General features: G+C 35.8%; 24 protein-coding genes. 9 read left to right on the plus strand and 15 right to left on the minus strand.

All coding sequences use genetic code 11. The features are described 5' to 3' along the window. Window positions 1-169: 169 nt before the first annotated feature. Both metE and DF947_RS06400 read left to right on the plus strand, forming a co-directional pair. A complete protein-coding gene (metE, locus tag DF947_RS06395) occupies window positions 170-2,503 on the plus strand; it encodes a 5-methyltetrahydropteroyltriglutamate--homocysteine S-methyltransferase (RefSeq protein WP_109928871.1) in 2,334 nt (777 codons plus the stop codon). Between the two features lie 113 nt (window positions 2,504-2,616). Next, window positions 2,617-3,003 (plus strand): acyl-CoA thioesterase, encoded by a 387-nt coding sequence (locus DF947_RS06400; protein WP_109929206.1) that lies wholly within the window; start codon window positions 2,617-2,619, stop codon window positions 3,001-3,003. Window positions 3,004-3,168: 165 nt separating this feature from the next. On the opposite strand, the gene DF947_RS06405 is transcribed toward DF947_RS06400, so the two are convergent. The 3 genes from DF947_RS06405 to DF947_RS06415 are packed head-to-tail and all read right to left on the minus strand — an operon-like array spanning window position 3,169 to window position 5,126. After that, the gene (locus DF947_RS06405) at window positions 3,169-3,978 is read right to left on the minus strand and encodes a phosphatidate cytidylyltransferase (RefSeq protein ID WP_109928872.1); all 810 of its coding nucleotides are present in this window, start codon (window positions 3,976-3,978) and stop codon (window positions 3,169-3,171) included. Between the two features lie 34 nt (window positions 3,979-4,012). Further along, complete coding sequence (locus DF947_RS06410) at window positions 4,013-4,219, minus strand: putative signal transducing protein (protein ID WP_158526236.1); 207 nt, start codon at window positions 4,217-4,219, stop codon at window positions 4,013-4,015. Then, on the minus strand, window positions 4,200-5,126 hold the full coding sequence (locus DF947_RS06415; RefSeq protein WP_109928874.1) for a CPBP family intramembrane glutamic endopeptidase: 927 nt from the start codon (window positions 5,124-5,126) through the stop codon (window positions 4,200-4,202). Before DF947_RS06415 ends, DF947_RS06410 begins: the two co-directional genes overlap by 20 nt. Before the next feature lie 43 nt (window positions 5,127-5,169). Between DF947_RS06415 and dusB the strand changes: the two genes are divergently transcribed. The 3 genes from dusB (at window position 5,170) to DF947_RS06430 (ending at window position 7,641) form a co-directional block, all read left to right on the plus strand. After that, the gene (gene dusB, locus DF947_RS06420) at window positions 5,170-6,177 is read left to right on the plus strand and encodes a tRNA dihydrouridine synthase DusB (protein ID WP_109928875.1); all 1,008 of its coding nucleotides are present in this window, start codon (window positions 5,170-5,172) and stop codon (window positions 6,175-6,177) included. A gap of 37 nt (window positions 6,178-6,214) precedes the next feature. Beyond that, window positions 6,215-6,601 (plus strand): Co2+/Mg2+ efflux protein ApaG, encoded by a 387-nt coding sequence (gene apaG / locus DF947_RS06425; protein ID WP_109928876.1) that lies wholly within the window; start codon window positions 6,215-6,217, stop codon window positions 6,599-6,601. A gap of 113 nt (window positions 6,602-6,714) precedes the next feature. After that, a complete protein-coding gene (locus tag DF947_RS06430; protein WP_109928877.1) occupies window positions 6,715-7,641 on the plus strand; it encodes a hypothetical protein in 927 nt (308 codons plus the stop codon). Window positions 7,642-7,644: 3 nt separating this feature from the next. On the opposite strand, the gene DF947_RS06435 is transcribed toward DF947_RS06430, so the two are convergent. The 3 genes from DF947_RS06435 to DF947_RS06445 form a co-directional block, all read right to left on the minus strand. Then, window positions 7,645-10,131 (minus strand): Hsp70 family protein, encoded by a 2,487-nt coding sequence (locus DF947_RS06435; RefSeq protein ID WP_109928878.1) that lies wholly within the window; start codon window positions 10,129-10,131, stop codon window positions 7,645-7,647. Window positions 10,132-10,137: 6 nt separating this feature from the next. Next, complete coding sequence (locus DF947_RS06440) at window positions 10,138-10,431, minus strand: hypothetical protein (protein ID WP_109928879.1); 294 nt, start codon at window positions 10,429-10,431, stop codon at window positions 10,138-10,140. 167 nt (window positions 10,432-10,598) lie between these two features. Then, complete coding sequence (locus DF947_RS06445; protein ID WP_109928880.1) at window positions 10,599-11,294, minus strand: zinc metallopeptidase; 696 nt, start codon at window positions 11,292-11,294, stop codon at window positions 10,599-10,601. A gap of 84 nt (window positions 11,295-11,378) precedes the next feature. Here DF947_RS06445 and DF947_RS06450 point away from each other — a divergent pair, with 84 nt between their 5' ends. After that, window positions 11,379-12,515 carry an NAD(P)/FAD-dependent oxidoreductase gene (locus DF947_RS06450; protein ID WP_109928881.1) on the plus strand — a complete coding sequence of 379 codons (1,137 nt, stop codon included), beginning with the start codon at window positions 11,379-11,381 and terminating at the stop codon, window positions 12,513-12,515. On the opposite strand, the gene DF947_RS06455 is transcribed toward DF947_RS06450, so the two are convergent. Beyond that, the gene (locus DF947_RS06455) at window positions 12,501-13,340 is read right to left on the minus strand and encodes a hypothetical protein (protein WP_109928882.1); all 840 of its coding nucleotides are present in this window, start codon (window positions 13,338-13,340) and stop codon (window positions 12,501-12,503) included. The two genes, DF947_RS06450 and DF947_RS06455, sit on opposite strands and share 15 nt — an antisense overlap. 18 nt (window positions 13,341-13,358) lie before the next feature. Next, window positions 13,359-14,198: a formyltetrahydrofolate deformylase gene (gene purU / locus DF947_RS06460; RefSeq protein ID WP_109928883.1), complete on the minus strand. Its 840-nt coding sequence runs from the start codon at window positions 14,196-14,198 to the stop codon at window positions 13,359-13,361. A gap of 149 nt (window positions 14,199-14,347) precedes the next feature. Here purU and DF947_RS06465 point away from each other — a divergent pair, with 149 nt between their 5' ends. After that, the gene (locus tag DF947_RS06465; RefSeq protein WP_109928884.1) at window positions 14,348-15,718 is read left to right on the plus strand and encodes a DNA recombination protein RmuC; all 1,371 of its coding nucleotides are present in this window, start codon (window positions 14,348-14,350) and stop codon (window positions 15,716-15,718) included. Between the two features lie 107 nt (window positions 15,719-15,825). On the opposite strand, the gene DF947_RS22465 is transcribed toward DF947_RS06465, so the two are convergent. The 5 genes from DF947_RS22465 to nadA form a co-directional block, all read right to left on the minus strand. Next, on the minus strand, window positions 15,826-16,317 hold the full coding sequence (locus tag DF947_RS22465) for a PDDEXK nuclease domain-containing protein (protein WP_317046756.1): 492 nt from the start codon (window positions 16,315-16,317) through the stop codon (window positions 15,826-15,828). Beyond that, window positions 16,311-16,817 (minus strand): DUF1016 N-terminal domain-containing protein, encoded by a 507-nt coding sequence (locus tag DF947_RS22470; RefSeq protein ID WP_240615326.1) that lies wholly within the window; start codon window positions 16,815-16,817, stop codon window positions 16,311-16,313. The genes DF947_RS22465 and DF947_RS22470 overlap by 7 nt, the downstream gene beginning before the upstream one ends. Window positions 16,818-16,820: 3 nt before the next feature. Beyond that, window positions 16,821-17,861 (minus strand): thiamine-phosphate kinase, encoded by a 1,041-nt coding sequence (thiL, locus tag DF947_RS06475; RefSeq protein ID WP_109928885.1) that lies wholly within the window; start codon window positions 17,859-17,861, stop codon window positions 16,821-16,823. A gap of 147 nt (window positions 17,862-18,008) precedes the next feature. Beyond that, on the minus strand, window positions 18,009-19,247 hold the full coding sequence (locus tag DF947_RS06480) for a dicarboxylate/amino acid:cation symporter (RefSeq protein ID WP_109928886.1): 1,239 nt from the start codon (window positions 19,245-19,247) through the stop codon (window positions 18,009-18,011). A 48-nt stretch (window positions 19,248-19,295) separates the two neighbouring features. Next, the gene (nadA, locus tag DF947_RS06485) at window positions 19,296-20,294 is read right to left on the minus strand and encodes a quinolinate synthase NadA (RefSeq protein ID WP_109928887.1); all 999 of its coding nucleotides are present in this window, start codon (window positions 20,292-20,294) and stop codon (window positions 19,296-19,298) included. Between the two features lie 447 nt (window positions 20,295-20,741). Here nadA and nadB point away from each other — a divergent pair, with 447 nt between their 5' ends. Continuing rightward, entirely contained in the window at window positions 20,742-22,328 is a 1,587-nt protein-coding gene (gene nadB, locus DF947_RS06490) for an L-aspartate oxidase (RefSeq protein WP_109928888.1), read from the plus strand. 91 nt (window positions 22,329-22,419) lie between these two features. Further along, entirely contained in the window at window positions 22,420-22,941 is a 522-nt protein-coding gene (locus tag DF947_RS06495; protein ID WP_109928889.1) for a gamma carbonic anhydrase family protein, read from the plus strand. Window positions 22,942-22,949: 8 nt separating this feature from the next. Here DF947_RS06495 and DF947_RS06500 read toward each other — a convergent pair whose 3' ends face one another. Both DF947_RS06500 and mnmG read right to left on the minus strand, forming a co-directional pair. Continuing rightward, complete coding sequence (locus DF947_RS06500) at window positions 22,950-24,683, minus strand: Ig-like domain-containing protein (RefSeq protein ID WP_109928890.1); 1,734 nt, start codon at window positions 24,681-24,683, stop codon at window positions 22,950-22,952. 122 nt (window positions 24,684-24,805) lie between these two features. Further along, window positions 24,806-26,668: a tRNA uridine-5-carboxymethylaminomethyl(34) synthesis enzyme MnmG gene (mnmG, locus tag DF947_RS06505; RefSeq protein WP_109928891.1), complete on the minus strand. Its 1,863-nt coding sequence runs from the start codon at window positions 26,666-26,668 to the stop codon at window positions 24,806-24,808. Between the last annotated feature and the right edge of the window lie 159 nt (window positions 26,669-26,827).

The following is a 26,827-nucleotide window of genomic DNA, read 5'->3' on the forward strand; positions in this document are numbered from 1 at the left end:
TGATAGGTTCAACAATAAAATTAACCGTTTTATTAAAATTGCGATAAGCTTTTATGCTGATGCGCCGATTTATCGTGCCCATTCCTTTCCACTTATTTTTTAACAGAAACATTGTAAAATATTGCACAGAGGGCTTTTAAACGATTTATTTACTTAATCTTTAAAAGAAATGCTAACGCAAAATCTTGGCTATCCGCGAATTGGTAGCCACCGAGAATTAAAGAAAATCTGCGAAAATTATTGGGCAGATAAAACCGGGTACAAAAACGTACTCCAAGTGGGCAAAAACATCCGTCACGAAAACTGGCTGATGCAAAAGGAAGCTGGAATTGATGTTATTCCATCAAACGATTTTTCCTTTTATGATCATGTACTGGATCATTCCTTAACTTTTGGCGCAATTCCGAAAAGGTACAATGAAGTTATCCTGAAGAAAGGAAATTCAGAGCTGGATTTATACTTCGCAATGGCCAGAGGTTACCAAAAAGAAGGCCTGGATGTTGTTGCCATGGAAATGACAAAATGGTTTGATACCAATTACCATTACATTGTACCAGAGTTTTATAAAGATCAGCCATTCAAACTTTTTTCAACCAAAATTGTGGACGAATTTTATGAGGCAAAACAGCTTGGCATTATAACCAAACCTGTTTTAATCGGCCCTGTTTCTTATCTTTTATTGGGAAAGGAAAAGGAGACAGGTTTCGATAAGATTGATTTAATTAAAAATCTGCTTCCGGTTTATTTGGATATTCTTTCTCGTTTGGATGCGCTTGATGTTGAATATGTTCAGTTTGATGAGCCTTTTCTAACACTTGATTTAGACGAAAAAGCAAAGAAAGCATACGAATTTGTTTACAAGGAAATTAGAAAAGCTTTCCCGAGATTAAAAATTGTTTTGGCCACCTATTTTGAAGGATTGGGCAATAATTTAGCTTTAGCAACTTCGCTTCCGATAAATGTTTTGCATATAGATTTGGTAAGATCAGAAACACAATTGAATGATGTTCTATCGGCTCTTAATGAAAAAACCACTCTTTCTTTGGGTTTGGTAGATGGAAGAAACATCTGGAAAAACGATTTCGAAAAATCTTTATCCATCATTGATCAAGCCGTTGAAAAACTCGGTTCAGATCGGGTGTGGATTGCGCCTTCTTGTTCTTTAATCCATTCTCCTGTAGATTTAACCAACGAAACCAATGAGCAAGATTTATCATCAGAAATAAAGCAGTGGTTGGCATTTGCCAAACAAAAAGTTGCCGAAACTGTAATTCTTAAAAAACTCGCCACAAAAGAAAGCCCTGCATCTACCCTGCAAAAGCTCGAAGAAAACAAAATCGCAATAGGCAACCGCAAAAGTTCTGATTTAATTCACAATCAACAAGTTAAGCAAAGAGTTTTGGCTTTAAAAGACGAAGATGCCGAGCGTTTAAGTTCTTTTGCATCAAGAAAAATTAAACAGCAATCGTTAAATCTTCCAGCCTATGCTACAACAACTATTGGCTCTTTCCCACAAACAGCAGAAGTAAGAAGCTGGAGGGCAAAGTTTAAAAATGGAACGTACACATTAGATGAATACAATACCTTAATTGCCGAAGAAACAGCTAAAGCGGTGAAATGGCAAGAGGAAATCGATTTGGATGTTTTGGTTCATGGCGAATTTGAACGAAACGACATGGTAGAATATTTCGGTGAACTGTTAAACGGTTTCGCCTTTTCGAAAAATGGATGGGTGCAGAGTTATGGTTCCCGCTGCGTTAAACCACCTATAACTTTTGGTGATGTTTCAAGGCCAGAAGCCATGACCGTTAAATGGACAGCCTATGCGCAATCCTTAACTTCAAAATACATAAAAGGCATGTTAACAGGGCCCGTTACGATTTTGCAGTGGTCTTTTGTTCGAAATGATCAGCCCCGATCAGTAACCTGCACCCAAATTGCCTTGGCCATTCGTGATGAAGTTTGCGATTTAGAAAATGCTGGGATAAAGATTATTCAGATCGATGAACCTGCAATTAGAGAGGGCCTGCCATTACGAAAAGCAGATTGGCAAAATTATTTGAATTGGGCCGTTAAAGCCTTTAAAATTTCTGCAAGTGGCATTCAAGATGAAACGCAGATTCACACGCACATGTGTTATTCGGAGTTTAACGATATTATCCAGAACATTGCAGATATGGATGCTGATGTAATTACAATAGAAACTTCGCGTTCGCAAATGGAGTTATTGGATGCTTTTGCTGATTTTAAATATCCAAATGAGATTGGCCCCGGCGTTTACGATATCCATTCGCCAAGAGTTCCAAAAAGAGAAGAAATGGTTCATTTGCTAAAGAAAGCCAAAGCGGTTATTCCAAGCGAGCAACTTTGGGTAAATCCTGATTGTGGCCTAAAAACCCGTGGATGGGACGAAACCAAAAAAGCGTTAATTGAAATGGTCGAGGCCGCAAAAGAAATGCGCAAGTCTGAAGCTGTTTTAACTGCTGAGCAAGAAATAAATTAATACTTTTGCCACGGAGGCACGAAATAACGGAAGAAATGGAAAGGAGCACTAAGCTAAAAAAGATTAATTCCGTGAAAATCTGCGTTTCCGTGGCTATGTTTTTAAAAATCATTATGACCCTAGAAGAAAGAATATCCAATTCAAAAACAAGCATTTTTAAAGCTGTTTTTCCAAATACGACAAATCATTACGATACACTTTTTGGTGGAACGGCCATGCACATGATGGACGAAGTTGCCTTTATTACGGCAACGCGTTTTAGCAGGCAGATTATGGTTACCGTAAGCAGTGATAGAATCGATTTTAAGAAACCCATCCCAGCAGGAACTATTGTAGAGCTAATTGGAAAGGTTAGCCATGTAGGCAATACCAGTTTAAAGGTAAATGTAGAGATTTACATTGAGCAAATGTATGCTGAAGGTAGAGAACTAGCCGTTCACGGAGATTTCACTTTTGTTGCTATTGATGAAAATAAAAAGCCCGTTCAAGTGATTAAATAGCATTAAAAGTATAATACGACAGAATTTTGCATCTTCATCATCCAAATTTTTATGAAAAATTCTCGCCATATAAGAAATAAAAGGACTTTGAAGAAAAACTAAACTAAGTCGGTTGCTCTTAAATGTCTTATATGGTAGATTTGTCTGCCCATAAAAATATCGATCCTAATACAATATCAAATACAGATAAGCATAAACAACGGGGGCGGCCAGCAATAAACCATCGAAGCGATCAAGCAATCCACCATGGCCTGGCAACAAACCGCCACTGTCTTTGGTATCCAAACTGCGCTTAAGCATCGATTCTACCAAATCTCCAAGCGTGCCAAACGATGCAATTAAAACAGCCATTCCGGCCCAAACCATAACCTGATTTTCGATAAACAGATAAGATAAACCAATCGCTACTAAAACGCTTGTAAACATTCCTCCAAAGAAACCTTCCCAGCTTTTTTTAGGCGAATGACGTTCGAATAATTTTCGTTTCCCATACTTTACCCCGAAAAGGTATGCGCCAGTATCGTTCGCCCAAAGCATTAACAAAAAGGCCAATGGAAAATGAAAGTTGTAATTATTCCAGTCTTTTAAAAAGCCTAAGGCATGAAAAAAGCAAAAAGGAATGGTTACGTAAACAAAGCCCACAAAGGTGTACGAAATGTTGGCAAAAGGAATTTTGTTCTTCTTGTAAAGTTCGCTGATAAAAACAGAAAAGATTAAGGGAATGCAGAGCAAAAGGTATTTTACATCGTATTTTAAATAATGTAAGCCTGCAGCCATAAGAAAAATTAAACCTCCGGCAACTAAGCCAATATTTCGGTGTGGCCTAATGCCAGAATTTTTAATCAGTTTATAAAACTCAAAAAGAGATAAAATACTAAGAATTAGATAAAAAGCGGTAAAAGTATAGCTGCCCAAAAATATGGAGCCAAGCATAACTATGGTAAAAAAGAATGCGGTTATTGCCCGGGTTTTCATTTAAGGTAGGTAAAAGGGTGTAAGGTTAGAATTTTTATTCAATTTCATTTTGAACCATGTACTCAATTGCTTTATCAAAATCGGCCTGATTTACCAAAACGTTTACTTCGCCAAAATTATAAGCAGCAAGTTGCTTGTTAATGGTTACGGCCGGAATTCCGGCTTCAGTTAAGCCCTGTTTCAAAACTTCGGCGGCAAATGCATCGCCAGTTGTATATACTTTAACCCAGTTTTCGTTCACGTTGTGCGGTATCTTTAAAAAATTTAAACAAAGCTATGGTTATTATTACACTAATTACATAGCCATACCAAGGAAAACCGATCGGTTCGTCTGCCTTATCTAAGGGCAAATTGTGTTTTTGCATATAAAACGCCGCACAAACGGCATAAGCATTATTTAAAAAGTGCGCCAGCATTGCATACCAAATGCTACCGCTAAAATAATATAAATAACCAAAGCCTGCGCCCAAGAGCATGCGTGGAATAAAGCCATAAAACTGCACGTGGATGGCGCTAAAAATTATTGCAGCACTCCAAATTGCCACATGGTGATTACCCAGCATTTTTTGCAGTGAGCCTTGAAGGCCTGCCCTAAAAAATAATTCTTCTCCGATGGCGGGCAAAACGGCAATCATAAGCAGGTTAACAATAAAATCGATATTGCTCCTAACCATTATCAGTTGAATGGTTAATTTCATGGCCTCATCTTCCTTTTCCTTCATCCAATGCTCTATTCCCTTTAAAAAATCGGGCAAAACCATTTTTTGATTCCAAATTGCTGTCCATTCCATAAATGGCATGCTCACAATCATGATAACTAAAACAAGTACCAGTAACAGCACATGCGGCTTTTTAAATCCATAAAATGTACTTGGTGTTTTTCTTTCTGTTAGAGCTAGGGCTATTGGAGGCAAAATAAACATCCCAATCGAACTAAAAATCTGAATGATCTTTAAGGCGGTTATAAACTGTGGCGCACCGCTCATAATCTGATCAAAATTGCTGAATATCGATGTTCCATAAACCATAAGAACAACGAGTACACCCAATGCACTGAATAATATTGCGCCTACCCCCCAGTAAACACAAAGTAAAAATATCTGTAAAAGAGGGTGGCTTTCTTCGCGAATGGGTTTTACAAAATTCATTATTTGTACCTTTGTATGTTTTATTAATCGTTGAAGATAGAAAATGTCTGTAAAGATAGGAAATATAGATTTAGGAGAGTTCCCGTTATTGTTGGCTCCGATGGAGGATGTTAGCGATCCGCCGTTCCGTTTTGTATGTAAGCAAAATGGCGCTGATATGATGTATACCGAATTTATTTCATCTGAAGGTTTAATTCGCGATGCGGCAAAAAGCATTCAAAAACTTGATATTTTCGAATACGAAAGGCCTATCGGCATTCAGATTTTCGGAGGCGATATCGAACATATGCGTGAGGCTTCAGAAATTGCTTCGCAAGCTGGGCCAGATTTAGTAGATATCAATTATGGCTGCCCAGTTAAAAATGTAGTTTGTAAAGGTGCCGGTTCTAGCTTGTTGCAGGACATTGATAAAATGGTAAAAATGACTGATGCTGTTGTAAAGGCTTCTCATTTACCGGTTACCGTAAAAACACGTTTAGGCTGGGATGACAATACCAAAAACGTCTGTGAGGTTGCAGAAAGACTTCAGGATGTGGGCATCCAGGCATTAACGATTCACGGGCGTACCCGAGCACAACTATATAAAGGATCTGCAGATTGGAGTTTGATTAGAGAGATTAAACGTAATCCGCGAATTAAAATTCCAATTTTTGGTAATGGCGATGTTGATAGTCCGGAAAAGGCAGCCAACTGGCGCATGGAATATGAGGTTGATGGAATTATGATTGGCAGGGCGGCGATTGGTTATCCGTGGATTTTTAGAGAAATAAAACACTTTTTTAAAACCGGAGAACATTTAGCCGGACCAACAATTGAAGAACGCATTTCTGTTTGTAGAACGCACCTGGAAAAATCTATCGAATGGAAAGGGCCAAAAACGGGCGTTTTTGAAATGCGCAGGCATTATGCAAATTATTTTAAGGGCTTGCCAGATTTTAAACCTTACCGGATGCGTTTGGTTTCTGAGGGCGAGATCAGTAACATTTACAGCATTTTAGACGAAGTGGCAGTGAAGTTTGCCAACTACGATCCAACAAATGTACTGGCTTGATTTTTGAAAGCATTTTTGTACATTCGTATAAATCATCATGGTTACAGCAATTACAGATGGAGTTAAAGTTTCAGTAGAAACCATTTACCAGCCGGAATATTCTAATCCGGCCAATGAGCATTTTATGTTCGCTTATCGTGTAGAAATTTCCAATCTTTCTGATTATGCTGTTCAATTAATGCGTAGACAGTGGTTTATATTTGATTCTAACAGTAGCCGTAGAGAGGTAGAGGGAGAAGGTGTTGTTGGCATTCAGCCCGTTATTAATCCAGGCGAAACGCATGTTTATGTTTCGGGTTGTAATCTTAAAACCGATATTGGCAGCATGGAAGGTAAATATTTGATGAAACGCCTTACCGATGACTCTGAATTTGATGTTGATATTCCGCAGTTTCTGTTGATAGCACCTTACAAATTAAACTAACAATCCTTTCTTATTATTATCACTAAATATTTAACGCTTAGGATTTTTGCGTTCAAATTTTCTTGTTTTATTATACCTTTGTAAAGCAAACATTACGCCTCTTATTCTTTAAAATGATTCAGCTCAATCTTTTAGACTTAGCCCAAAAACAATTTCCAGACTTAAATTTTGATCTTGATGACGACATCATTAAAGTAGAAAAGATTTTAAAAGCCGAAGCAAAGCTAAATCCTGAAGTGAAGGTTAACGATATTGAAAATCTGATTTCATTTTTACGAACATACCGGGGCAAATTTATTCCCATTCTAAAGCATAAAAACATCAATATTATTGTAACGGGAAAACAAACAAATGTAAACTTTGCCCGCTTCGATCACGAAAATATCTCACCAGAAACCCTTCAAGAATTTGAACATGCCTTTTCAGAAAATATTTCTGAGTATTTGAAACAGTGCATCAGAAACAATAAGTGGAACAGCTTAAGAAGTGTTTTTATAAATTATGCCTTTCTTGTTGGCGATGGAACTAAGGAAGAAGTTTATCAAACGTTAAAACTTAAAAATCAATCCTTAATCTCGGCAATTTATAATAACCAATTTGTTGGATACGTTCAGTCAAATCCGTACTCATCCGATATTCAGTATTACACTATGCTGAGTACGGTAGATCAACACTTTTTTGATGATGATATTTTAACCATTAACAACATCATCTGCGAAAAGCAGAAAAACACCGTAAACAATAAAATCTTCCTGGGCAAAATTCTATATGCGGCAAGCTACTTTAATGCCTATACCGATAGCTTAAAAGAAACCTTAGAAAACAATCAGCAAATTGCGCTTCAATGGGTTTATCCAAACGAACCAATTTCAAGTGGCAGTTCTACAAGTTCTACCACCATGACGGTTATAATCATAGCCGTAGTTGTTGTAATTATCATTATTGCGATTACAAGTGGTTATTCTGGATCTATCACGCCTTTCATTCTGGTTGTTGGTTTAATCGCCAGATTAATTAATGCGCTGGGCAGGAAAAAATAGAATTTATTTCAATCCAAGCGTTCCATTTTTATCCTCAAAGTAATCTCTTGGCTTAACTTTTAACAAATGATAAAGTGCAGAAATTATGGCTTTTAATTCTGCATACTTAACCTCTTTAACAGCTCTTTCACCATTTAAAATATGCTTTTTAGCGATAGATTCATTTGAATATTCACTGATATCCTTATAAGCATATTGATAAAATAAATTTACATAAGCCTCGTCATGCTGATAATAAATCTCCTGAGAAATTTTCTGCAGTTCTTTGGTTTTTGATTTTATTAACGATGTTTGATTTGAGTTTAAAAACTGTGCTTCATTCTTGATAATATTGTTAAAAACATGCTCAATTTTAGGGTTTGGTTTTAGAAGAAGATCTTCCTTAATCTCCATTTTATAAGCCTGATATTCTTCAATTTCGGCAATAACGTTTTTCCTTCTCACTAAATCATCATAAACCTGAAACGCCTTGCGCTTGCGCTCATCAATGTTATAAATCTTATCGGTTACCAAATCATCCTCAATATCGATAAGTGCCTTTAAAAGCTCGATAATTTCAATCCGAACATCATTTAAGCGATCGGCTATGTCTTCCTGATGGTTATTGCTAAATTCTTCAATTTCATAATCGATATTAGTTAAAGATTTTTCTAGCTCTAGCCTTAATTTAGCGATGGAAACCTGTTTTGCCGAAGCATTAAATACCTGACTAATTTCTAAATTAATAGCCCCGATGTAAATATTAACCGTTAAATCTCTTGATTCGCTAATGTCGAAATCGATTTCGATATCTGTTCCTTTTAACAAATTGGCAGATAAATCTTCTGAATTGATTTCCAGATAGCCAATGCATAAATTACTGGCAGGAGAGGTCTCGGCTTTACCTTCAACAATGTTGATGATCAATTTCTCGCCAGAATTTTTTAAAATGGTTTTAGAAATCGTTTTATAAAGCTTTTTCGATAAGGGCAAAATATCATTTTTTCTAAATACCCGTTCCAGATAGGTTGTGCCTAGAGTGTCATCAACTTCTAAGCAAATATCATTAGGCAAAGGCTGGCCGGATATGTTGTAAATGCCATGATTGATGCTTAGGTTTTCCTTCTCAAACACCAATATCTGATGTTTATCGAATATTTTAACGTTGAAAAAATTACTGGTTTTAGGTACTAATTTTAAGAACTCGTTAAACTTGGAGTGGAAAGAAATCAAGCCCGTATCAAAACCGCCATCTGTTCTTGTTACCCGGTAGTAACCTGAAAATTCATTCGGAACAAATCCGGTTAAAAGCTCTTCATTGTCTTGAGAATTTACTTCGTAAACCAATTTAACATCTTGCAGTTTAGCCGGTAAATCTTCCTTAATTTCAGCGACTTGCGTACTCAAATTTTGCTTGTTTTTGGTGCCGGCATAATAACTTGCGCCAACAATAATTGCCGTTGTTGGATCGATGCTTGAATCTACAGTAGATTCAAATTCCTGATGCAGATATTCTTTTACGTATGGAATATAAGTAGTGCCGCCAACCAAAATTATGCGCTCAACCTGTTGGTTGGAGATGTTGTTTTTCTCCAACAATCGCTTAGTAAGCTTTACCGTCTCATCAACCTTTGGATGAATAAGTTCGTTAAACTGCTGTCTGGTAATTTCGAATTCGATAAACTTAGAGGCAAGATCTAACTCGAGCTCAACAAATACGCTTTCTTTTATCGATAATTCTTTCTTAGCCTCTTCGGCTCGGTAAAGTAATTCAAAAAACAGCTTGCTGTAGATTCCTTTTTCGGCACTTACCATCTGTTTCCACAAATTTTCTGTGCCAAGTTCTTTTTCTAAAACCGGACAAAAAAGATGCTCTAAGATTAGATTATCAATATCCAGGCCTCCGAGAAAGTTATTTCCTTCATGATCAATTACTTTCAGCTCACGGTTGTTTATACTTACCAAAGCCACATCAAAAGTTCCGCCACCAAAATCGTAAACCAACCAGTTCTTAGATTCATCAATAGAAATATTCTGCGTATTGGCATAGGCCAAACATGCGGCTATAGGTTCTTGCAACAATAAAACTTCCTGTAAACCAGCACTGTAGCCAGCACTTTTTGTTGCGTTAGATTGAACGGTATCAAAAGAGGCCGGAATGGTAATTACCGCGGCGCTTGGCTTTTCATCTCCAACGAAGTTGATCAGCTCTTTTAGAACCAGTGCCGAAAAATCTATTGCTGTTTTATTTTCCTGTGTAGCCGGTACATGAAAGGTATGCTCACTACCCATTTTCCGTTTAAAGCTCGAAAAAACATTTTCTGGTTGAACCGATGTTAATTCGCGGGCTTTATCTCCAACTAAAATGCGTGCATTTCTATAGGCAATAACAGATGGCAAGGTATCTCTAAAACCGACAGGGTTTTTGTAAATGTTAACTTTTCCTGCCTGAAACTTTCCAATACCAGAGTTGGTTGTGCCTAAATCGATCCCAAAATTTATGTTTTCCATGCCCGTTTACTCTACTATTACAACTGCTTTCTGAATCAATACTCTATTACCGCCTTCATTTTTATATATGGTTGGCTTTAATACTTTAGATATTCTTAAATTACTTCCGTTTTCATTTAAAATATTCGCCTCAATAGAAGCATCTCGTTCATCATAAGGCTGATCTTTCGGATTAACAATGATATAGCCTTCTTCCTCCAACTCATGGTAAATTCTTTGAAAATTCCTTTTAAACGGAGCAAAATCTTCAGGTTTTATTTTATTTTCTATCTCGAAAATCTGGGTAATAATATCTTTCATGTAAGCTTTTTGAGTTGCATTAACTTTGTTTGACTAAGATAGTTCGTTGGTAATAATTTGAAAGATAAATTTTAAAATTTATTCTGATTAGGCCCCGAAAAACCTAAAACACAAAAGCGGCCAGGAATATTCCTGAACCGCTCTGTTTTTTATAGATAAATATATTTTTAATCTCTGCTTCTTCCAAACAGCATTGATGCATAGTAAAGTAAGTTTGCAAGGGCACCAACCGCAGCGACAACATAAGTCATGGCAGCCCACCAAAGTGCATCTTTTGCCTGTGCATTTTCTTCTTGCGTTTGCATTACACCGCTGTTGTTTTTTAACCATGCCAGCGCTCTATTGCTTGCATCAAATTCAACAGGAAGTGTGATTATGCTAAATACGGTTACCAACGCTAGGCCGACTACGCCGATTGCTAAAACAATTGGGGTAACGGAGAAAACCAGCAGCATTACCCCAAGGAGTAAAACCCATTGCAATAAATTAGATGAGATGCTCACTACGGGAACCATTGTGCTCCTTAAATTTAGCCAAGTATAAGATTTAGCATGTTGTACCGCATGGCCACATTCGTGGGCAGCTACAGCGGCAGCGGCAACGCTTCGGCTATAATAAACATCTGTACTTAAATTTACGGTTCTATCTGATGGATTGTAATGATCTGTAAGTTGTCCTTCGGTACTCATCACTTTCACGTCGTATATTCCGTTATCATGTAGCATTCTTTCAGCCACCTCCTTGCCCGATAGTCCAGAGCTAAGTTGCATTTCTGCGTATTTAGAAAATTTGTTTCTGAAACGCCACTGTACAAACATGCTCAGCACTAATACCGGGACGATTATAATTAAATAAACTCCCATTTTCTTGTGTATGTTTTTCGTTTACCGATATATCAAAAAGCGTTCCCATATTATTTGGATTAAAAAATATACTACTTTTATGGTATGGCAAATGAACTTTCCTATTGGGAGAAAACATCTTTTTTTAACTATGATATTATTGTTGTTGGCAGTGGTATTGTGGGTTTAAATGCAGCCATTCATTTAAAAGAAACTGCTCCCAAATTAAGAATTTCAATTTTAGAACGAGGATTTTTACCTACAGGAGCCAGTACAAAAAACGCTGGTTTTGCATGCTTTGGAAGTGTTTCTGAGCTAATTGAACAGGAAAAAACTGCAGGTACAGATCACCTTGGCAAACTCATAGAAAGACGTTGGAAAGGATTACTAAAACTGCGCAATCTGTTGGGAGATAATTCTATTGATTATCAGTGCCAAGGTGGTTTCGAATTATTTAAAAAAGATGAAGCCTTGCTTTCTGAACAATGTGTATCTAAAATTGAACATTTTAATAACCTAATTCGGAATATTGTTGGTGCAGATGCTTTCAGTTTAAAAAATTCGCAAATAGAATCTTTCGGTTTTAAAGAAATTGAATCACTGATTGCAAACCAGTATGAAGCCCAAATTGACACCGGAAAAATGATGTTTGCATTATTACAATATGCCCAAAAATTAGGTGTGGTTGTATTTAACAATTGCCCTGTAAAACATATTGTAGAAGTAGATAATGTTGTTGAAGTGAATACAGATCAAGGTAATTTCAGTTGTAAAAAAATAATTATAGCCACAAATGCATTTGTAAATTCGCTTTTGCCAGATTTGGAAATTAGTCCTGGCCGAGGTCAGGTTTTAATTACGTCTCCAATTAAAAACTTAAAGGTAAAAGGTACTTTTCATTATGATAAAGGTTATTATTATTTCAGAAATATTAATAATCGCATTTTACTTGGAGGTGGTAGAAACATTGATTTTGATGCTGAAACCACAACTGCTTTTGGCCAAACTGAAGTTATTCAGCAAGCGCTGGAGCATCTCTTAAAACATGTTATTTTACCCGATATTCATTTTAAAATAGAGCATCGTTGGAGCGGAATTATGGCTTTTGGAAATGTACTGGAACCTTTAATTAAGGAAGTTAAACCAAATGTTTTCTGTGCCACCCGTTGTAATGGAATGGGGATAGCCATCGGTTCTCAAACTGGAGAAGATGTAGCTGAATTGGCTTTAAGGAGTTTGTAATTTTGCCATTTCGCTTTTCATTTTATCAACCTTAATGGGCAAATCGTTACTCGGTAAAATCCACCTGTCAATTTCCATCGCCCAATTTTTAAACTTTTCGTTATTTTTAATTTTATAATATTGAAAAAGGATATAGTAAGCCATCTCAGCTTTGTAGGCTTCGTTTGGACACTGGGAAAGCGCTTCATTATAGATTTCTTCGGCTTCTTTTAATCGGCCCGCATTTGTTTTGTCAAATACAGTCTGCTTATAATAATCACAATATCTCTCGGAAGTAAAAGGAAATTGGTAACCTTCCTTATTGAGTTTTCTCATGATTAAATGATTTTCGGCATAGCTTCTTTGATTAGAAAGTCCAAAATAATACATATCCCTAGAATCAACTCTACGTAAATACTCTAAAGCTTTTTCATATTCTCCCCACAGGTTATAAGTATAGGCCAATCTAAAAAGGCGATCTGTAGACTGACTTTTGTTTTTAAAGAAAGGTAACCACGGCGGATTTCCTGATAGGTTTAAAATTCCAAGTTTTCCTTCGGGAACAAGAGCCACCAAATCTTTGGTAGGCGAGATTCTGAATTTAAATTCCTTAGCCTTTCGGGGATGATAAATTCCATTTTTTATGGCAAAAATCGCTTCAGATTTGAATGTTAATCCCGCAAAATTATCCAGATAAACGAAGCCGTAAACATAGCTACTGTCTTGATTTGTAGGAATGACCACCCACTTATCCTCGCAATCCAATAATCTTTTATCGAATTTTAGATCAGTTTGGGCTTTTGCTTCTATGAAGCAAAAGAACAGCAATATAAAAAGCCATTTCATAGGGATGAAGATTGTGTGTTACTTAAAGATAATGGTTTTATTTCCGCTCACAAAAATTCTATCTTCAAAAAGTAATTCCAAGGCTTCCAACAAAACAGCTTTTTCAACTTCTTTACCCGCTCTTACCATTTCCTTTACACCAAAATTATGGTCTACGTGTGCCGTGTGTTGTGTAATAATTGGTCCTTCATCCAAATTATCGGTTACAAAATGTGCGGTTGCGCCGATAATTTTTACACCCCTTTCAAAAGCCTGTTTATACGGATTTGCGCCAATAAATGCGGGTAAAAATGAATGGTGAATATTTATGATTTTTCCTGAATAGCTTTCTACAAAATCGGCAGATAGAATTCTCATAAACTTCGCCAAAACAAGATAATCCAATTCAAACTGATTTAAAATTTCTTTGATCTCTGCTTCAAATTGTGGTTTATCTTTTTCTAAATGCGAAACATGAAAGTAAGGAATTCCCATCTTCTCTGTGAAATTTCTAAGCTCTTCATAATTTCCAATTACACATTGAACGTTTGCACCCAGGGTTTTAAACTGATTCTTGATCAAAATTTCGGCAAGGCAATGATATTCCTTAGTAACCAAAACAGCAACTTGTTTTTCTTTTTGTGTAATTAGATTCACAACAGCGGCGTTAGGTAGATTTTCTAACAGTTTTTGTTTTAGTTTATCTGTTTCCTCAAATTCTCCCGTACAGGCAATTCTTGTAAAAAATGCTTTGTTCGCTTCATCTACAAACTCTCGCATGGCGATAATATTTAATTGATGGGACGCCAAAACACAGGTGATATTGGTAACCAAACCAACTTGATCGGGGCAGGATATGAGAATTGTTAATTCGTTCATTTGTATTATTTAAAAGTCAATTATAAACATTAAATAGTAATCAGCAACAGGTTTACCTATATATTTTATCTTTTTTCAATTCGTTTTCTTGCCAAAAAAGTTTGCCAAATCTATTTTTAATTTCGATTTTTACTAAAATTTTTATCATTATGGAAATCGCTTCTATTATACTTCTTGTAGTCGTTTTAATTGTTTTAATACTCTTATTTATTAAAAAACCGCAAACTTCCGTAAACTTATTATCCATTGAAGATTTTGATAAAGCAAGGGCCGAAAATGAAACTCTAAAAATTAATTTAGCTAAGGCTGAAGAGCGGGCAAATGGATTATCTATAGAAAAAGAACACATTACGGTTTTGTTAAAGCAGGAACAACAAAGGTTAATTGACGAGTTACAGGCCGAACGCGACCGACTCGCTGATGCAAATCGAGAATTGGAAAGTACACGCTCATTTTACATCGCTGAAAAAGAAAAATTAGCCGAGCAGAAGATAAGTTACGAGCAATCTCAAGAAAAACTGAATAAAGATTTTGAGTTGATTGCAAACAAAATTTTAGAAGAAAAATCGAGCAGATTTGTAGAGCAGAATAAAACAAATTTAGATTTGATTTTAAATCCGTTAAAAGAAAATATTAAAGCTTTTGAAGAAAAAGTAGAGAAGGTTTACAAGGCCGAATCTGATGAGCGAAATATTTTAAAAGGTGTAATTTCTGAACTGCAGATTCAAAGTAAACTGATTCAGGAAGATGCAAATAATTTAACCAAAGCATTAAAGGGCGACAGTAAAAAGCAAGGAAATTGGGGTGAGGTTATTTTGGAAAAGGTTTTAGAGCGTTCGGGCTTGGTTCGAGATCAGGAATATCGCATTCAAGCCTCGCACATCTCCGCCGAAGGCGCTCGCTACCAACCAGATGTGGTTATTGATTTACCGGATGACAAACACCTTGTGGTTGACGCTAAGGTAAGCTTGGTTGCTTATGAGCGGTCTGTATCTGCCGAGACAGAAGAAGAGCGTGAGGGCTATGTTAAAGCGCATCTCGCCTCCATTAAGAATCACATCCAAGAGCTATCATCAAAAAACTATCAGGATTTATATAAAATCAATTCACCTGATTTTGTTTTGTTATTTGTTCCTATTGAATCTTCTTTTAGTATTGCCGTTCAAAAAGATGCAGAATTGTTCAATTTTGCCTGGGATAGGCGGGTGGTTATTGTAAGCCCATCAACATTGTTGGCTACTTTACGTACCATTGCCAGCATGTGGAAACAGGAAAGACAAAACCGAAATGTAATGGAAATTGCCCGGTTAAGCGGTGCCATGTACGATAAATTTGTTGGTTTTGTGGCCGATATGGAAAATATAGGTAAACACATTAAAAATGGGCAGGATGCTTACGACAAAGCAATTAATAAATTGTCTGTTGGTTCTGGAAATTTAACCAATACTTCAGAAAAGATTAAAAAACTGGGTGCAAAAGCAACTAAGCAGATTGATTTGAAATATTTGGATGAGGAATAGGCAAATTTCAGTTGGTGTTCTCACAAACTGATAACCTATAATCATCTTTATTGAAAAACCGTCATTGCGAGGCACGAAGCAATCTCTTAACAGATATTCTTTCTTATTTACTCCTCAATAAGCTGTTTCAATTTTTCTTTGCTTGCCAAAACAGTAGAATATTTACTTGCGAAAATTTGTTCATTATTTTCTGGCAATGTGAATTGAACTACAGCTTCACTTTTATCCTGACAAAGTATTATTCCTATTGTTCTATTTTCATCAGATAGCTTAACTTCTCTATCATAATAATTTACATACATCTGCATTTGGCCAATATCTTGATGTTTTAATTCACCAATTTTTAAGTCTATTAGCACAAAACATTTTAAAATTCTATTGTAAAAAACCAAATCTATTTTAAAGTGCTTTTCATCAAATGATATTCTATTCTGCCTGGCAACAAAGGTAAATCCAGTACCTAACTCTAAAAGGAAATGCTCCAATTTATCAATTAACTTTTGTTCAAGTTCATTTTCAGAATAGCTTTTTTCGTCTGGTAAGCCTAAAAATTCTAAGATATAAGGATCCTTAATGGCATCTTTTGGTTTTTCTAATATTGCCCTTTTATAGAAAGTTGTAAAATTTGCTCTTGATTTCTACTCAGTGATAATCTGGTATATAAAGCTGTATCATACTGTCTTTGCAGTTCTCTTAAGCTCCAATTATTTTTAGATGATTCTATCTCGTAAAAATTTCTTTCCTGTTCATCGTCAATTCTCATGAGTTTTAGATAGTGAGACCAGCTTAATTTGAATTCGTCAGACAGTGTCTGACGTTTTGAATAAGTGGTATAAAAGCCTCTCATTTGCTTTATGTTTGTCTCAGAAAAGCCTTTTCCAAAATCATGAGTGAGCTTAATTGAAAGTGACGCTAGTAGTTGCTTACCATAACCAGCTCTTTCTTTACCTTTTTGTTCTTCTTCAACAATCATCCTACCAATTTCAAAATAAGTGAACACCATAGTGTGGTTCACTGTATTTATAATTTTATCTTTAGCGTTATTCAGTAATACCGAAATACGTTCAATAAAATCTTGATGGATTAACTCTTTACTCATTATTTACTTATTAAAAGCATTCCAGCCTTGGGCTTTCAATTCATGGACTTTCTCTGATTTAGAAACCATTTTACATCCTGAATTTTTATCCGTAACATGGCCAATAACCGTAATATCTACATCATGTTTCAGTTTTTTATAATCTTCCTGAGAAATGGTAAACAATAATTCGTAATCCTCGCCACCGCTTAAAGCGCATACCGTAGGGTCTAATCCAAGCTCTCTGGCAGTTTCATAAGTCATTGGATCTAAAGGAATTTTCTCTTCGTAAATGGTAATTCCTTTATCAGATTGCTCTGCCAAATGCAAAATTTCAGATGCTAAACCATCAGAAACATCAATCATTGATGTTGGTTTGATGTTCATATCTTCTAAAAGTGCAACAATATCCATTCGGGCTTCTGGTTTTAACTGTCGCTCGATAATGTAATCCTTACCTTCTAAATCGGGTTGGATTTGTGGGTTTTCAAGATAGATTAATTTTTCTCTTTCTAAAATTTGTAAACCCAAATATGCGCCGCCTAAATCGCCAGAAACGCAAAGCAAATCATTTTCCTGTGCTCCATTTCTGTATGTTACCTTGTCTGCATCGGCATAACCAATACTGGTAATACTGATGACAAGGCCCTGTTTACTTGATGAAGTATCACCACCAATTAAATCGATATTATATTTATTGCAGGCTAATTCGATGCCTTTATAAAGTTCTTCAACAGCTTCTAAAGGAAATTTACTGGACAAACCCAACGAAACCGTTATCTGGCTTGCTTTGCCATTCATGGCATAAATATCACTTAAATTAACTTGAACAGCTTTGTATCCTAAGTGCATCAAAGGCACATAAGCCAAATCGAAATGGATGCCTTCTAAAAGTAAATCAGTCGAGATCAAAGTTTGTTTTCCCTTGCTGTCCAAAACGGCAGCATCATCGCCAACTCCTTTTACCGAGTAATCATTTTTGATTTTAAAATTTGCAGTTAAGTGTTTGATTAAACCAAATTCACCTAACTCATTAATATCTGTGCGTTCTTTATTTTCAAACATATACCTCAAACCCCTAAAGGGGCTTTTAAATTAATTATTATTCTATTTAAATTCTTTATATTATCATTTTAACAGAAGTGGAAAAATCTTTAAGCTTCGTCCAAGGATTTCTCCATTTCGCTACGCTTCAGTCTAAATGAAAAATGATTAGGATGACAAATCCTTACTCTCCATCCAGTTCTTACCTTCCGTAAATCTTGCGATCAACATCGCTGCAACATTATCGCCCGTTGCGTTTAACAAAGTTGCCATCGGATCAACCAAAGTTCCAATAATCATTGCCGGTGGTAAAGCTTCTGGTGGCAACTGATAAGCTGAAATCATTAACAGTTCTCCAATATATCCTCCATTTGGAATTCCACCCTCTACAATACTTACCAGAACTGTAATTCCTAAAGCCAAAATTATGGTATCTACATGTACCAGATCTTTTCCAAAAATGGCAAAAACTACGGCAATTTTAACAATAGAACTAATGCTCGATCCATCTTTATGTAACGTAGCACCTAAGGGAACCGTTACATTTGTGATATAGGCCGGAACACCCATTCTTGTTGCACCATCTAAATTCGCCGGAATGGTGGCAATGCTGCTACACGTTCCAATTGACGTTAAGGATGGAATAATATTGTTTTTCCAGAATACTTTTATGGCTTTAAAACCGCCTGCAATAAAGGCATACAGCGTAAAAAATACAATGAAATAAAATGCGCCAACGCCGTAATATAAACCTAAAGCTTTTGCATAAGTGCCAAATAATTGTGGTCCGAAAACACCAACCTGATAAGCAAAATAAGCACCCAAACCAATTGGTCCTAACTTCATAATTAAAATGATGAGTTTTTTCATCACCTCATTACCAGATACTAGGAAATTTTTAAAACCATCACCTTCTTTTCCAGAATATAAAGTTGAAAAGCCAACCAAAACTGAAAAAATAATCAGCGCAAGCATATTTTTTCTACTTCCAATTTCAAAGAATTCTCCAACGGTTAAGAGTTGAGTCATTTGTTCTCCAAAAGACTGCATCTTAGTCGTTTCTGTTGGTATTGGATTATTACCAAGCGCCTGGTGAATTGGAAATAACCAGGTTGCCACCAAAGTTAAAACTGCCGAAATTACAACGGTTGATAGAAAAACCAATACCATTACAGTAAGCAGTTTTCCTAATTTTTTAGTTCTATCAATATTGGCAATCGCAGATGAAACAGCAAAAAAAACAAGGGGAATCACCGCTGTAAACAACAGATTTAAAAATATATCACCCAGTGGTTTTATACTTTCTACACTTTTCCCAAAAATTAAACCTACAATACTTCCAACAGTAATTCCTGCCAGAAGCCACAATAGGCCAGCGTAATTTTTAAGGATGTTGTTTGTTTTCATCTAATTGTTTTTTCCATCATTGCGAGGCATGGAGCAATGACGATCTTTTTATAACCCCAATTCTGCAGAAATGTCTAACATTCTTTGAATCGGTTTACGGGCTTGCTCTATAATATGTTCGGGCACAGTTACTTCTGGCAAACCATTTTTAATACATAAATATAGTTTTTCTAAAGTATTTCTTTTCATGTAAGGGCAATCGTTACAAGCACAGCTGTTGTTTGGCGGTGCGGGAATAAAAGTTTTTGTAGGATTTGCTTTCTCCATTTGGTGGATAATTCCACTTTCGGTGGCTACAATAAATTCTGTTGCGGGATTAGTAATCGTATACTTTAAAAGTCCAGTGGTTGATCCAATGTAATCGGCCATTTTTAAAACTACTTCTTCACATTCCGGATGCGCAATAAATTTTGCATTTGGATGGCGCTCTTTCAATTTCGTAATTTTTTCCTGAGAAAAAATTTCATGAACCATACACGCACCATTCCAAAGCACTAAATCTCTGCCCGTTTTTTTGGCTACATAAGCACCCAGATTACGATCTGGTCCAAAAATAATTTTCTGATCTTTAGGTAAACTTTCTACAATCTGAACTGCATTGGTTGAAGTACAAACAATATCACTTAAAGCTTTTAGCTCCGCTGTGCAGTTTACGTAAGTAATCACTAAATGATCGGGATATTTCTCCTTAAATTTTTTAAACAAATGTGGTGGACAACTATCGGCAAGGGAACAACCTGCTTTAACATCTGGCAATAAAACCTTTTTCGATGGCGATAAAATCTTGGCTGTTTCGGCCATAAAGTGTACACCAGCAAAAACAATTACATCAGCATCTGTTTTCGCAGCTTCCTGAGAAAGTCCCAAACTATCGCCAATATAATCAGCAATATCTTGTATATCAGGTTCTTGATAATAGTGAGCAAGAATTATCGCATTCTTTTCTTTCTTCAATTTTTCAATCTCAACAAAAAGGTCGAGGGTAGGATCTATTTCCTCCTCAACAAATCCCTTTTTATTAATTTCTTCTAAGACATCGATGTTCATTACTATTTTCCTTTTTTGAATTTTGACGTTGGCCAAAGATAAAGCTTTCCACGTCTCAATAATTAATAAGTATTTTAATTTAAATAAATCTTGTTTGTTTATTAGTGTGTTGGTAATGTTGGCAAGTTTCGAAAAAAAGTTCTTTTATGTAAGTTGTTAATCGTTTACTAACATTTAGATTACATTTTTATAATATGATAAGATTGATATTCAGCACTATCGAAAATCGACTTAAATTTTATCAATATTGGAATGTTAATTGTTTGTAAGTGGGTAAAAAGTTAATTACTTGTACAAAGGTGCTTAAAAATTGGGTAAAAGATTGTGGCAAATTGTCTTTTTAGAGTAGCTTTAAACATTCAAATTTATTTGTTAGTATAATTTAGACATAGAGTTAACACTTATCAAACACTTGTTAACATCGTTGATAATTAAAGGTTTTAATTGATGAGAAAAGTAGATTTTCTGGTAATAGGTTCAGGTATAGCGGGTTTGAGTTTTGCACTTAAGGCGGCCAAGTTTGGTAAGGTTTTAATTGTTACTAAATCTAACGAAGATGAATCCAATACAAAATACGCTCAGGGCGGTGTTGCAGTTGTTGTGGATAAAGACGATTCTTTTGAAAAACATATTGAAGATACACTCATTGCAGGCGATGGATTATGCGACGAGAAAATTGTAGAAATAGTTGTAAAAGAAGGTCCTCAGCGTATTCAGGAGATTATTGACTATGGTATAAATTTCGATAAAGACAACTCTGGTTTCTATGATTTGGCTAAGGAAGGAGGCCACTCAGAGCATCGTGTTTTGCACTATAAAGACATCACTGGCTATGAGATTGAACGTGTACTTTTAAAGGAAATTCATTCGAATCCGAACATAGAGATATTAACACATTACTTTGCACTCGAGTTAATTACTCAGCACCACCTTGGTGAGTTTGTGGATAAACGTACCGAAGATATTAACTGTTATGGTATATATGCCTTTAACACAGAGCTTAACGATGTTGAAAAGATTGTGGCAAATGTTACTGTAATGGCTTCTGGTGGTGCTGGACATGTGTATTCTGCAACAACTAATCCTGTAATTGCTACTGGAGATGGTATGGCGATGGTTTATCGTGCTAAAGGAAAAGTTCGGAATATGGAGTTTATTCAGTTCCATCCAACGGCTTTGTACCATCCTGGAGAGTATCCGTCTTTTTTAATTTCAGAAGCGGTTCGTGGTTTTGGCGGTGTACTTCGTCGTAAAAATGGCGAAGAATTTATGCAAGAATACGATGAGCGTAAATCTTTAGCGCCACGTGACATTGTAGCCAGAGCTGTTGATAATGAAATGAAAAAATCTGGTGATGATTTTGTTTATCTCGATATCACCATGCGCAAGAAAGCTGATATTTTGAAACACTTTCCTAATATATATGCCAAATGTTTATCGATCGGTATTGATATGACAAAGGATTACATTCCGGTTACACCTGCATCACATTATATGTGCGGTGGAATTATGGTTGATGAATATGGACGATCATCGATAAAAAATCTTTATGCTTGCGGAGAATGCTCATCAACCGGTTTACATGGTGCTAACCGATTGGCTTCCAATTCGTTATTAGAGGCAACCGTTTTTGCTCATCGCATTTATCAGGATGCTATTGAAAACTTTAAAAATAATATCATTCCAGAAAATATACCAGAATGGAATTCTCATGGTGTTACACAGAGTAACGAAGATATTTTAGTAACCCATAATTTAAGAGAATTACAAAAAGTAATGGGCGATTATGTTGGCATTGTTCGCTCTGATTTCAGGTTGGAAAGAGCGCATAGACGATTATTTTTGATCCATCAGGAAACGGAAGAATTTTACAAAAAAAATAAGGTTTCAGTTAAGCTCTGCGAATTGAGAAATGTAATTCAAACGGCTTATTTAGTTATTAAATCTGCCATGCAGCGGAAAGAAAGTAGGGGATTGCATTTTACTACTGATTATCCAAATCATGCAGAAAAATTAGTTGATACTGTGTTTTAGTTGTTAAGATATCAAATGATTAATCACTCCATTATAAATAAACAAAATATTTCCAACTAACAAAAAAACTAAACACCCAAAAAAACAAAATATGCCTTTAATTCTTCCCGTAAAAGATAAATATCCTCAAATTGGAAAAGAAAATTTCATTGCAGAAAATGCTACCATAGTAGGCGATGTAATTATTGGTGATAATTGTTCCGTTTGGTTTAATGCCGTGATTAGAGGTGATGTAAACTCCATTAGCATTGGAAATGAATCAAACATTCAAGATGGGGCAGTAATTCATGCTACCTACTTAAAAGCCTCAACTCATATTGGTAACAGAGTATCAGTAGGGCACAACGCTATTGTACATGGTTGTACCGTAGAAGATAACGTTTTAATTGGTATGGGTGCAATAGTAATGGATCATGCCGTTATAGAACAATACTGCATTATTGCAGCTGGTTCAGTTGTTTTGGAAAATACCATTTGTGAAACAGGTTACCTGTACGCTGGCACACCTGCAAAAAAAATAAAGCCCATTACTGATGAGCAAAGAGCTCTATTAAATAAGTTGCCAGATAATTATATTATGTATAGCGAGTGGTTTAAAGCGCCAATCCACTAAGTTGGGCATTAATTTTTCCTAAGTGATTTTGGAGCCTCCCGTAGTCCTGGAGTGGTATTATCACTTGGAGTTGGTTCTTTCTTATTAAAATTCGGATTTTCTTGCACCAATGGTGGGGTTAATGGTATGGCTAACTGTTCTTCTCTTTCCCAGTTTGCTCTTAACGACATTTCTTTGGTGGTATACCAAATCTTTTCTGGTTGAAGTCCTAATTTTACATTTCCGGTATCCCAAATTCCGTTTTTATTTTCATCGTAAATTACCCTAATAAAATATTTTCCTGCCGGATAATTAGCAAAAATAATAGGTGAATTCTTGGTGATTACCGATGATTTTATTGGCGTTTTCTTTTCGTTGATAAACTGTACAATATAACTTTTCGAAGTATCGGGAACTTCTACATTCAAAGTCAAGGTTCCATAACTATCAGTTGTTTCCATTTTGAAAGTCTTATTTACTTCCTTGTTTTTTGCATTAAAAATGGCCGTAAACGTTCCGGCGCCCAATTTTAAATCGTATGTTCTTTTCTGCCTCCATGGGAATTTAACATAATATTTAAGAAAATCTACGCTGTCTTTTACCAATTCAAAATTTGTTCTTTTAACAGAATCCTCAAGTAAGGTTACTTTTGATGCATCGGCAGCAGTAATGGGAAAAGGAAAATTTAAGGTTATAGTTTGATATGGATTAAGCTTGTTGGCAGATAAATTATCTGTTATGGTTAAATCTCTAGTATAAGTATCTTTCTTGCCTCTTGTAAAACCAACGGTTTGCAAAACCTTTCCCTGATCTTGAATGGCCAATTTTAAAGAATCGAAACTTAAATCATTTACCCAAACCTTTGCTGTATCGTTAGTTTTATTAAAATAAACCCTTTTTCCAACGTCTACTGCTGGAGGATCCATAACAGTTAATTTTGGATTTTTAAGTTGTTGATTAAAGGTAAGCAATATGCTTCCGTCGTTATTTAGTTTACGATCTACAACTCTAAATTCTGGAGCAAGTTCCTTAAATACCTGAAGGTTTATATTATCAATATTTTTGTCTATTACGATTGGATCTTTAATAAATCCAATTTCATCAGAACTCTGCTGATAAATTTTATCGCTTCCGGTTTCTTTCAAAGCATAAATTTTATAAGAACCTTTTCGAAGATTGTTCAATTTATAATTTCCAGAACTATCGGTTAGCGTATATATTGATGGTCTCTTTTTTCCGAATAGCGTATCTCTTTCCAATGGCAAGATAAATACCACTACATCTTTTTCTGTCTCACCGGTCAGTGCACTGGAAACTCGGCCACTTAACGATAATGAATCAATTTCTGGCCCGGTAGAAAAAACGTACGATAGATTTTTAACAACATTATTTTCATTTACATCTGCAATAGACTTTCCAAAATTCAGCGTATAAGTTGTATTTTTTTCCAAAGAATCTTGAAGTGTAATTTCCAATCTTTTTTGACGCTTTTTTAAAATGGGAAGTTTTTCCTGATCAGGAGAAATCGAAAATTCCTTAAACTCATCGTTAATGTTAAAATATTCATCAAACTCAATTACAACTTTTTTAGCATTAAAATTTTTGGTTAGGTTTTTAGGAAGCATGCTCAAAACCTTTGGAGGTTTGGTATCTTTTGGTCCACCCTGCGGGGTTTGGATACTCGCACAACCAAAAAATAGGAGCAGGGCAAATACAACTGTTAAATTTTTAAGGTTAAAATACTGAGCTTTTAAATTTGGCATATTTTAAGCGTTCTAACGAATTTTTAATGTTTTTGAAGACGTAATATCAAAAAATGTTTTTTTTCAATTATACGGCTTTATTTAAAGTTACTATTTTTTGTATTTAATTAATTGATTATCAGTTATTTAGTTATGTGAACCATCAAAACGGAGATATCTGATGGAGAAACACCAGAAATTCTTGAAGCTTGACCTAAAGTTCGTGGTTTGATCTTAAATAATTTTTCACGGGCCTCTTTTGAAATCGAAATGATTTTATTGTAGTCAAATTCTGGATTAATTTCCTTGTCTTCCATTTTTAGCATTTTGGCTACAATCTCATTTTCTTTTTCAAAATAGCTCTGGTACTTAATTTTTATTTCCGCCTGCTCAATTGTTTCCTTATCCAAATATTCAGTTGCTTTTGCCAAGGGTTCGCTTACTTTTATGATGTCTTTCAAACCAACGTGTGGTCTACCAACCAAGCTATGAATTTTTACATTCTGGTTTAAAGCACTTGAACCTAAACTTTCGAGCATTGGATTTGCATCAGTCATATCAATACCCTGAGCCTTGGTAAACTTAACAAGCTCATCTGCTTTGGCAATTTTCTGATTTACTTTTTCTAAACGCTCATCACTAATCAAGCCCAGTTCATGACCAAGAGGTGAGAGGCGAATATCTGCATTATCCTGTCTCAACAATAAACGATGTTCTGCACGAGAAGTAAACATACGATAAGGTTCCTCAGTTCCTTTGGTAACTAAATCATCAATTAATACGCCAATATAACTTTCTGATCTTTTCATGATCAGCTCATGTTTATCGTTTATTTTTTGATGTGCATTTATACCGGCCATAAATCCTTGGCAAGCCGCTTCCTCATATCCTGTAGTTCCATTGATCTGACCAGCCAAAAATAAATTGTTGATTAATTTAGTTTCTAAGGTTAATGATAATTGGGTAGGTGGGAAGAAATCGTATTCAATTGCATAACCTGGTCTGAACATTTTTGCATTTTCAAAACCTGGAATTAAACGTAATGCTTTAAATTGTACATCTTCTGGAAGCGAGGTTGAAAAACCGTTTACATAAATTTCGCAAGTGTTCCATCCCTCGGGCTCCACAAAAATCTGATGTCTATCTCGTTCAGCAAAACGGTTAATTTTATCTTCAATAGATGGACAATACCTTGGACCCAAACCTTTAATTCGACCAGTGAACATTGGCGATTTTTCGAAACCCTCTTTCAATGTTTCATGTACTTCACTGTTGGTATAGGTTATCCAACAGCAGCGTTGATCGGCCGAAACTTCAGTATCGGTATAAGAGAATTTACCCGGATTTTCATCTCCCCATTGTTCTTCCATTTTGGTGTAATCCAAACTTCTTCCATCTACGCGTGGGGGAGTACCCGTTTTCATTCTACCCGCTTCCATACCTAATTCTACCAATTGCTCGGTAATACCGGTTGATGCTCTTTCTGCAGTTCTACCTCCACCAAATTTCTTCTCTCCAATATGCATTATGCCATTAAGAAAGGTTCCATTAGTTAGCACTACGGCAGTACTTTCTATTTCAACTCCTAACGATGTTTTTACGCCATAAACAGTATTGTCTTTAACCAGTAAACCAACAACACTATCTTGCCACATATCTAGATTGGGTGTTCTTTCTAAAGCCAACCTCCATTCTTCAGCAAAACGCATTCTGTCTATTTGAGCACGAGGACTCCACATCGCGGGGCCTTTTGAAAGGTTTAGCATTCTGAACTGAATGGTCGATTTATCAGAAATAATTCCAGAATAACCACCCATTGCATCAACCTCACGAACGATTTGGCCTTTAGCTACGCCACCCATTGCAGGATTGCAACTCATTTGGGCTATTGTGCCCATGTTCATGGTTATTAATAAAACAGATGATCCAAGATTGGCAGCAGCGGCAGCGGCCTCACAGCCTGCATGTCCTGCACCAACAACAATCAAATCGTATTTTGAAAACATTTTATTTTTTATTTCTTAATTGTTCCACGTGGAACAATTTGTTTTTTATTATATATTTTATGTTAAGCTTATCAAACATTATATTTTATTTGACAATTTCAATTGAAAATTTTCCAACGTTTCACGTGAAACATAACGTAGTAAAGCCACTGAAATTGT

Origin of the sequence: Pedobacter paludis (genome assembly GCF_003173575.1) — a bacterium.
In the GTDB taxonomy this organism is placed as follows: domain Bacteria; phylum Bacteroidota; class Bacteroidia; order Sphingobacteriales; family Sphingobacteriaceae; genus Pedobacter; species Pedobacter paludis.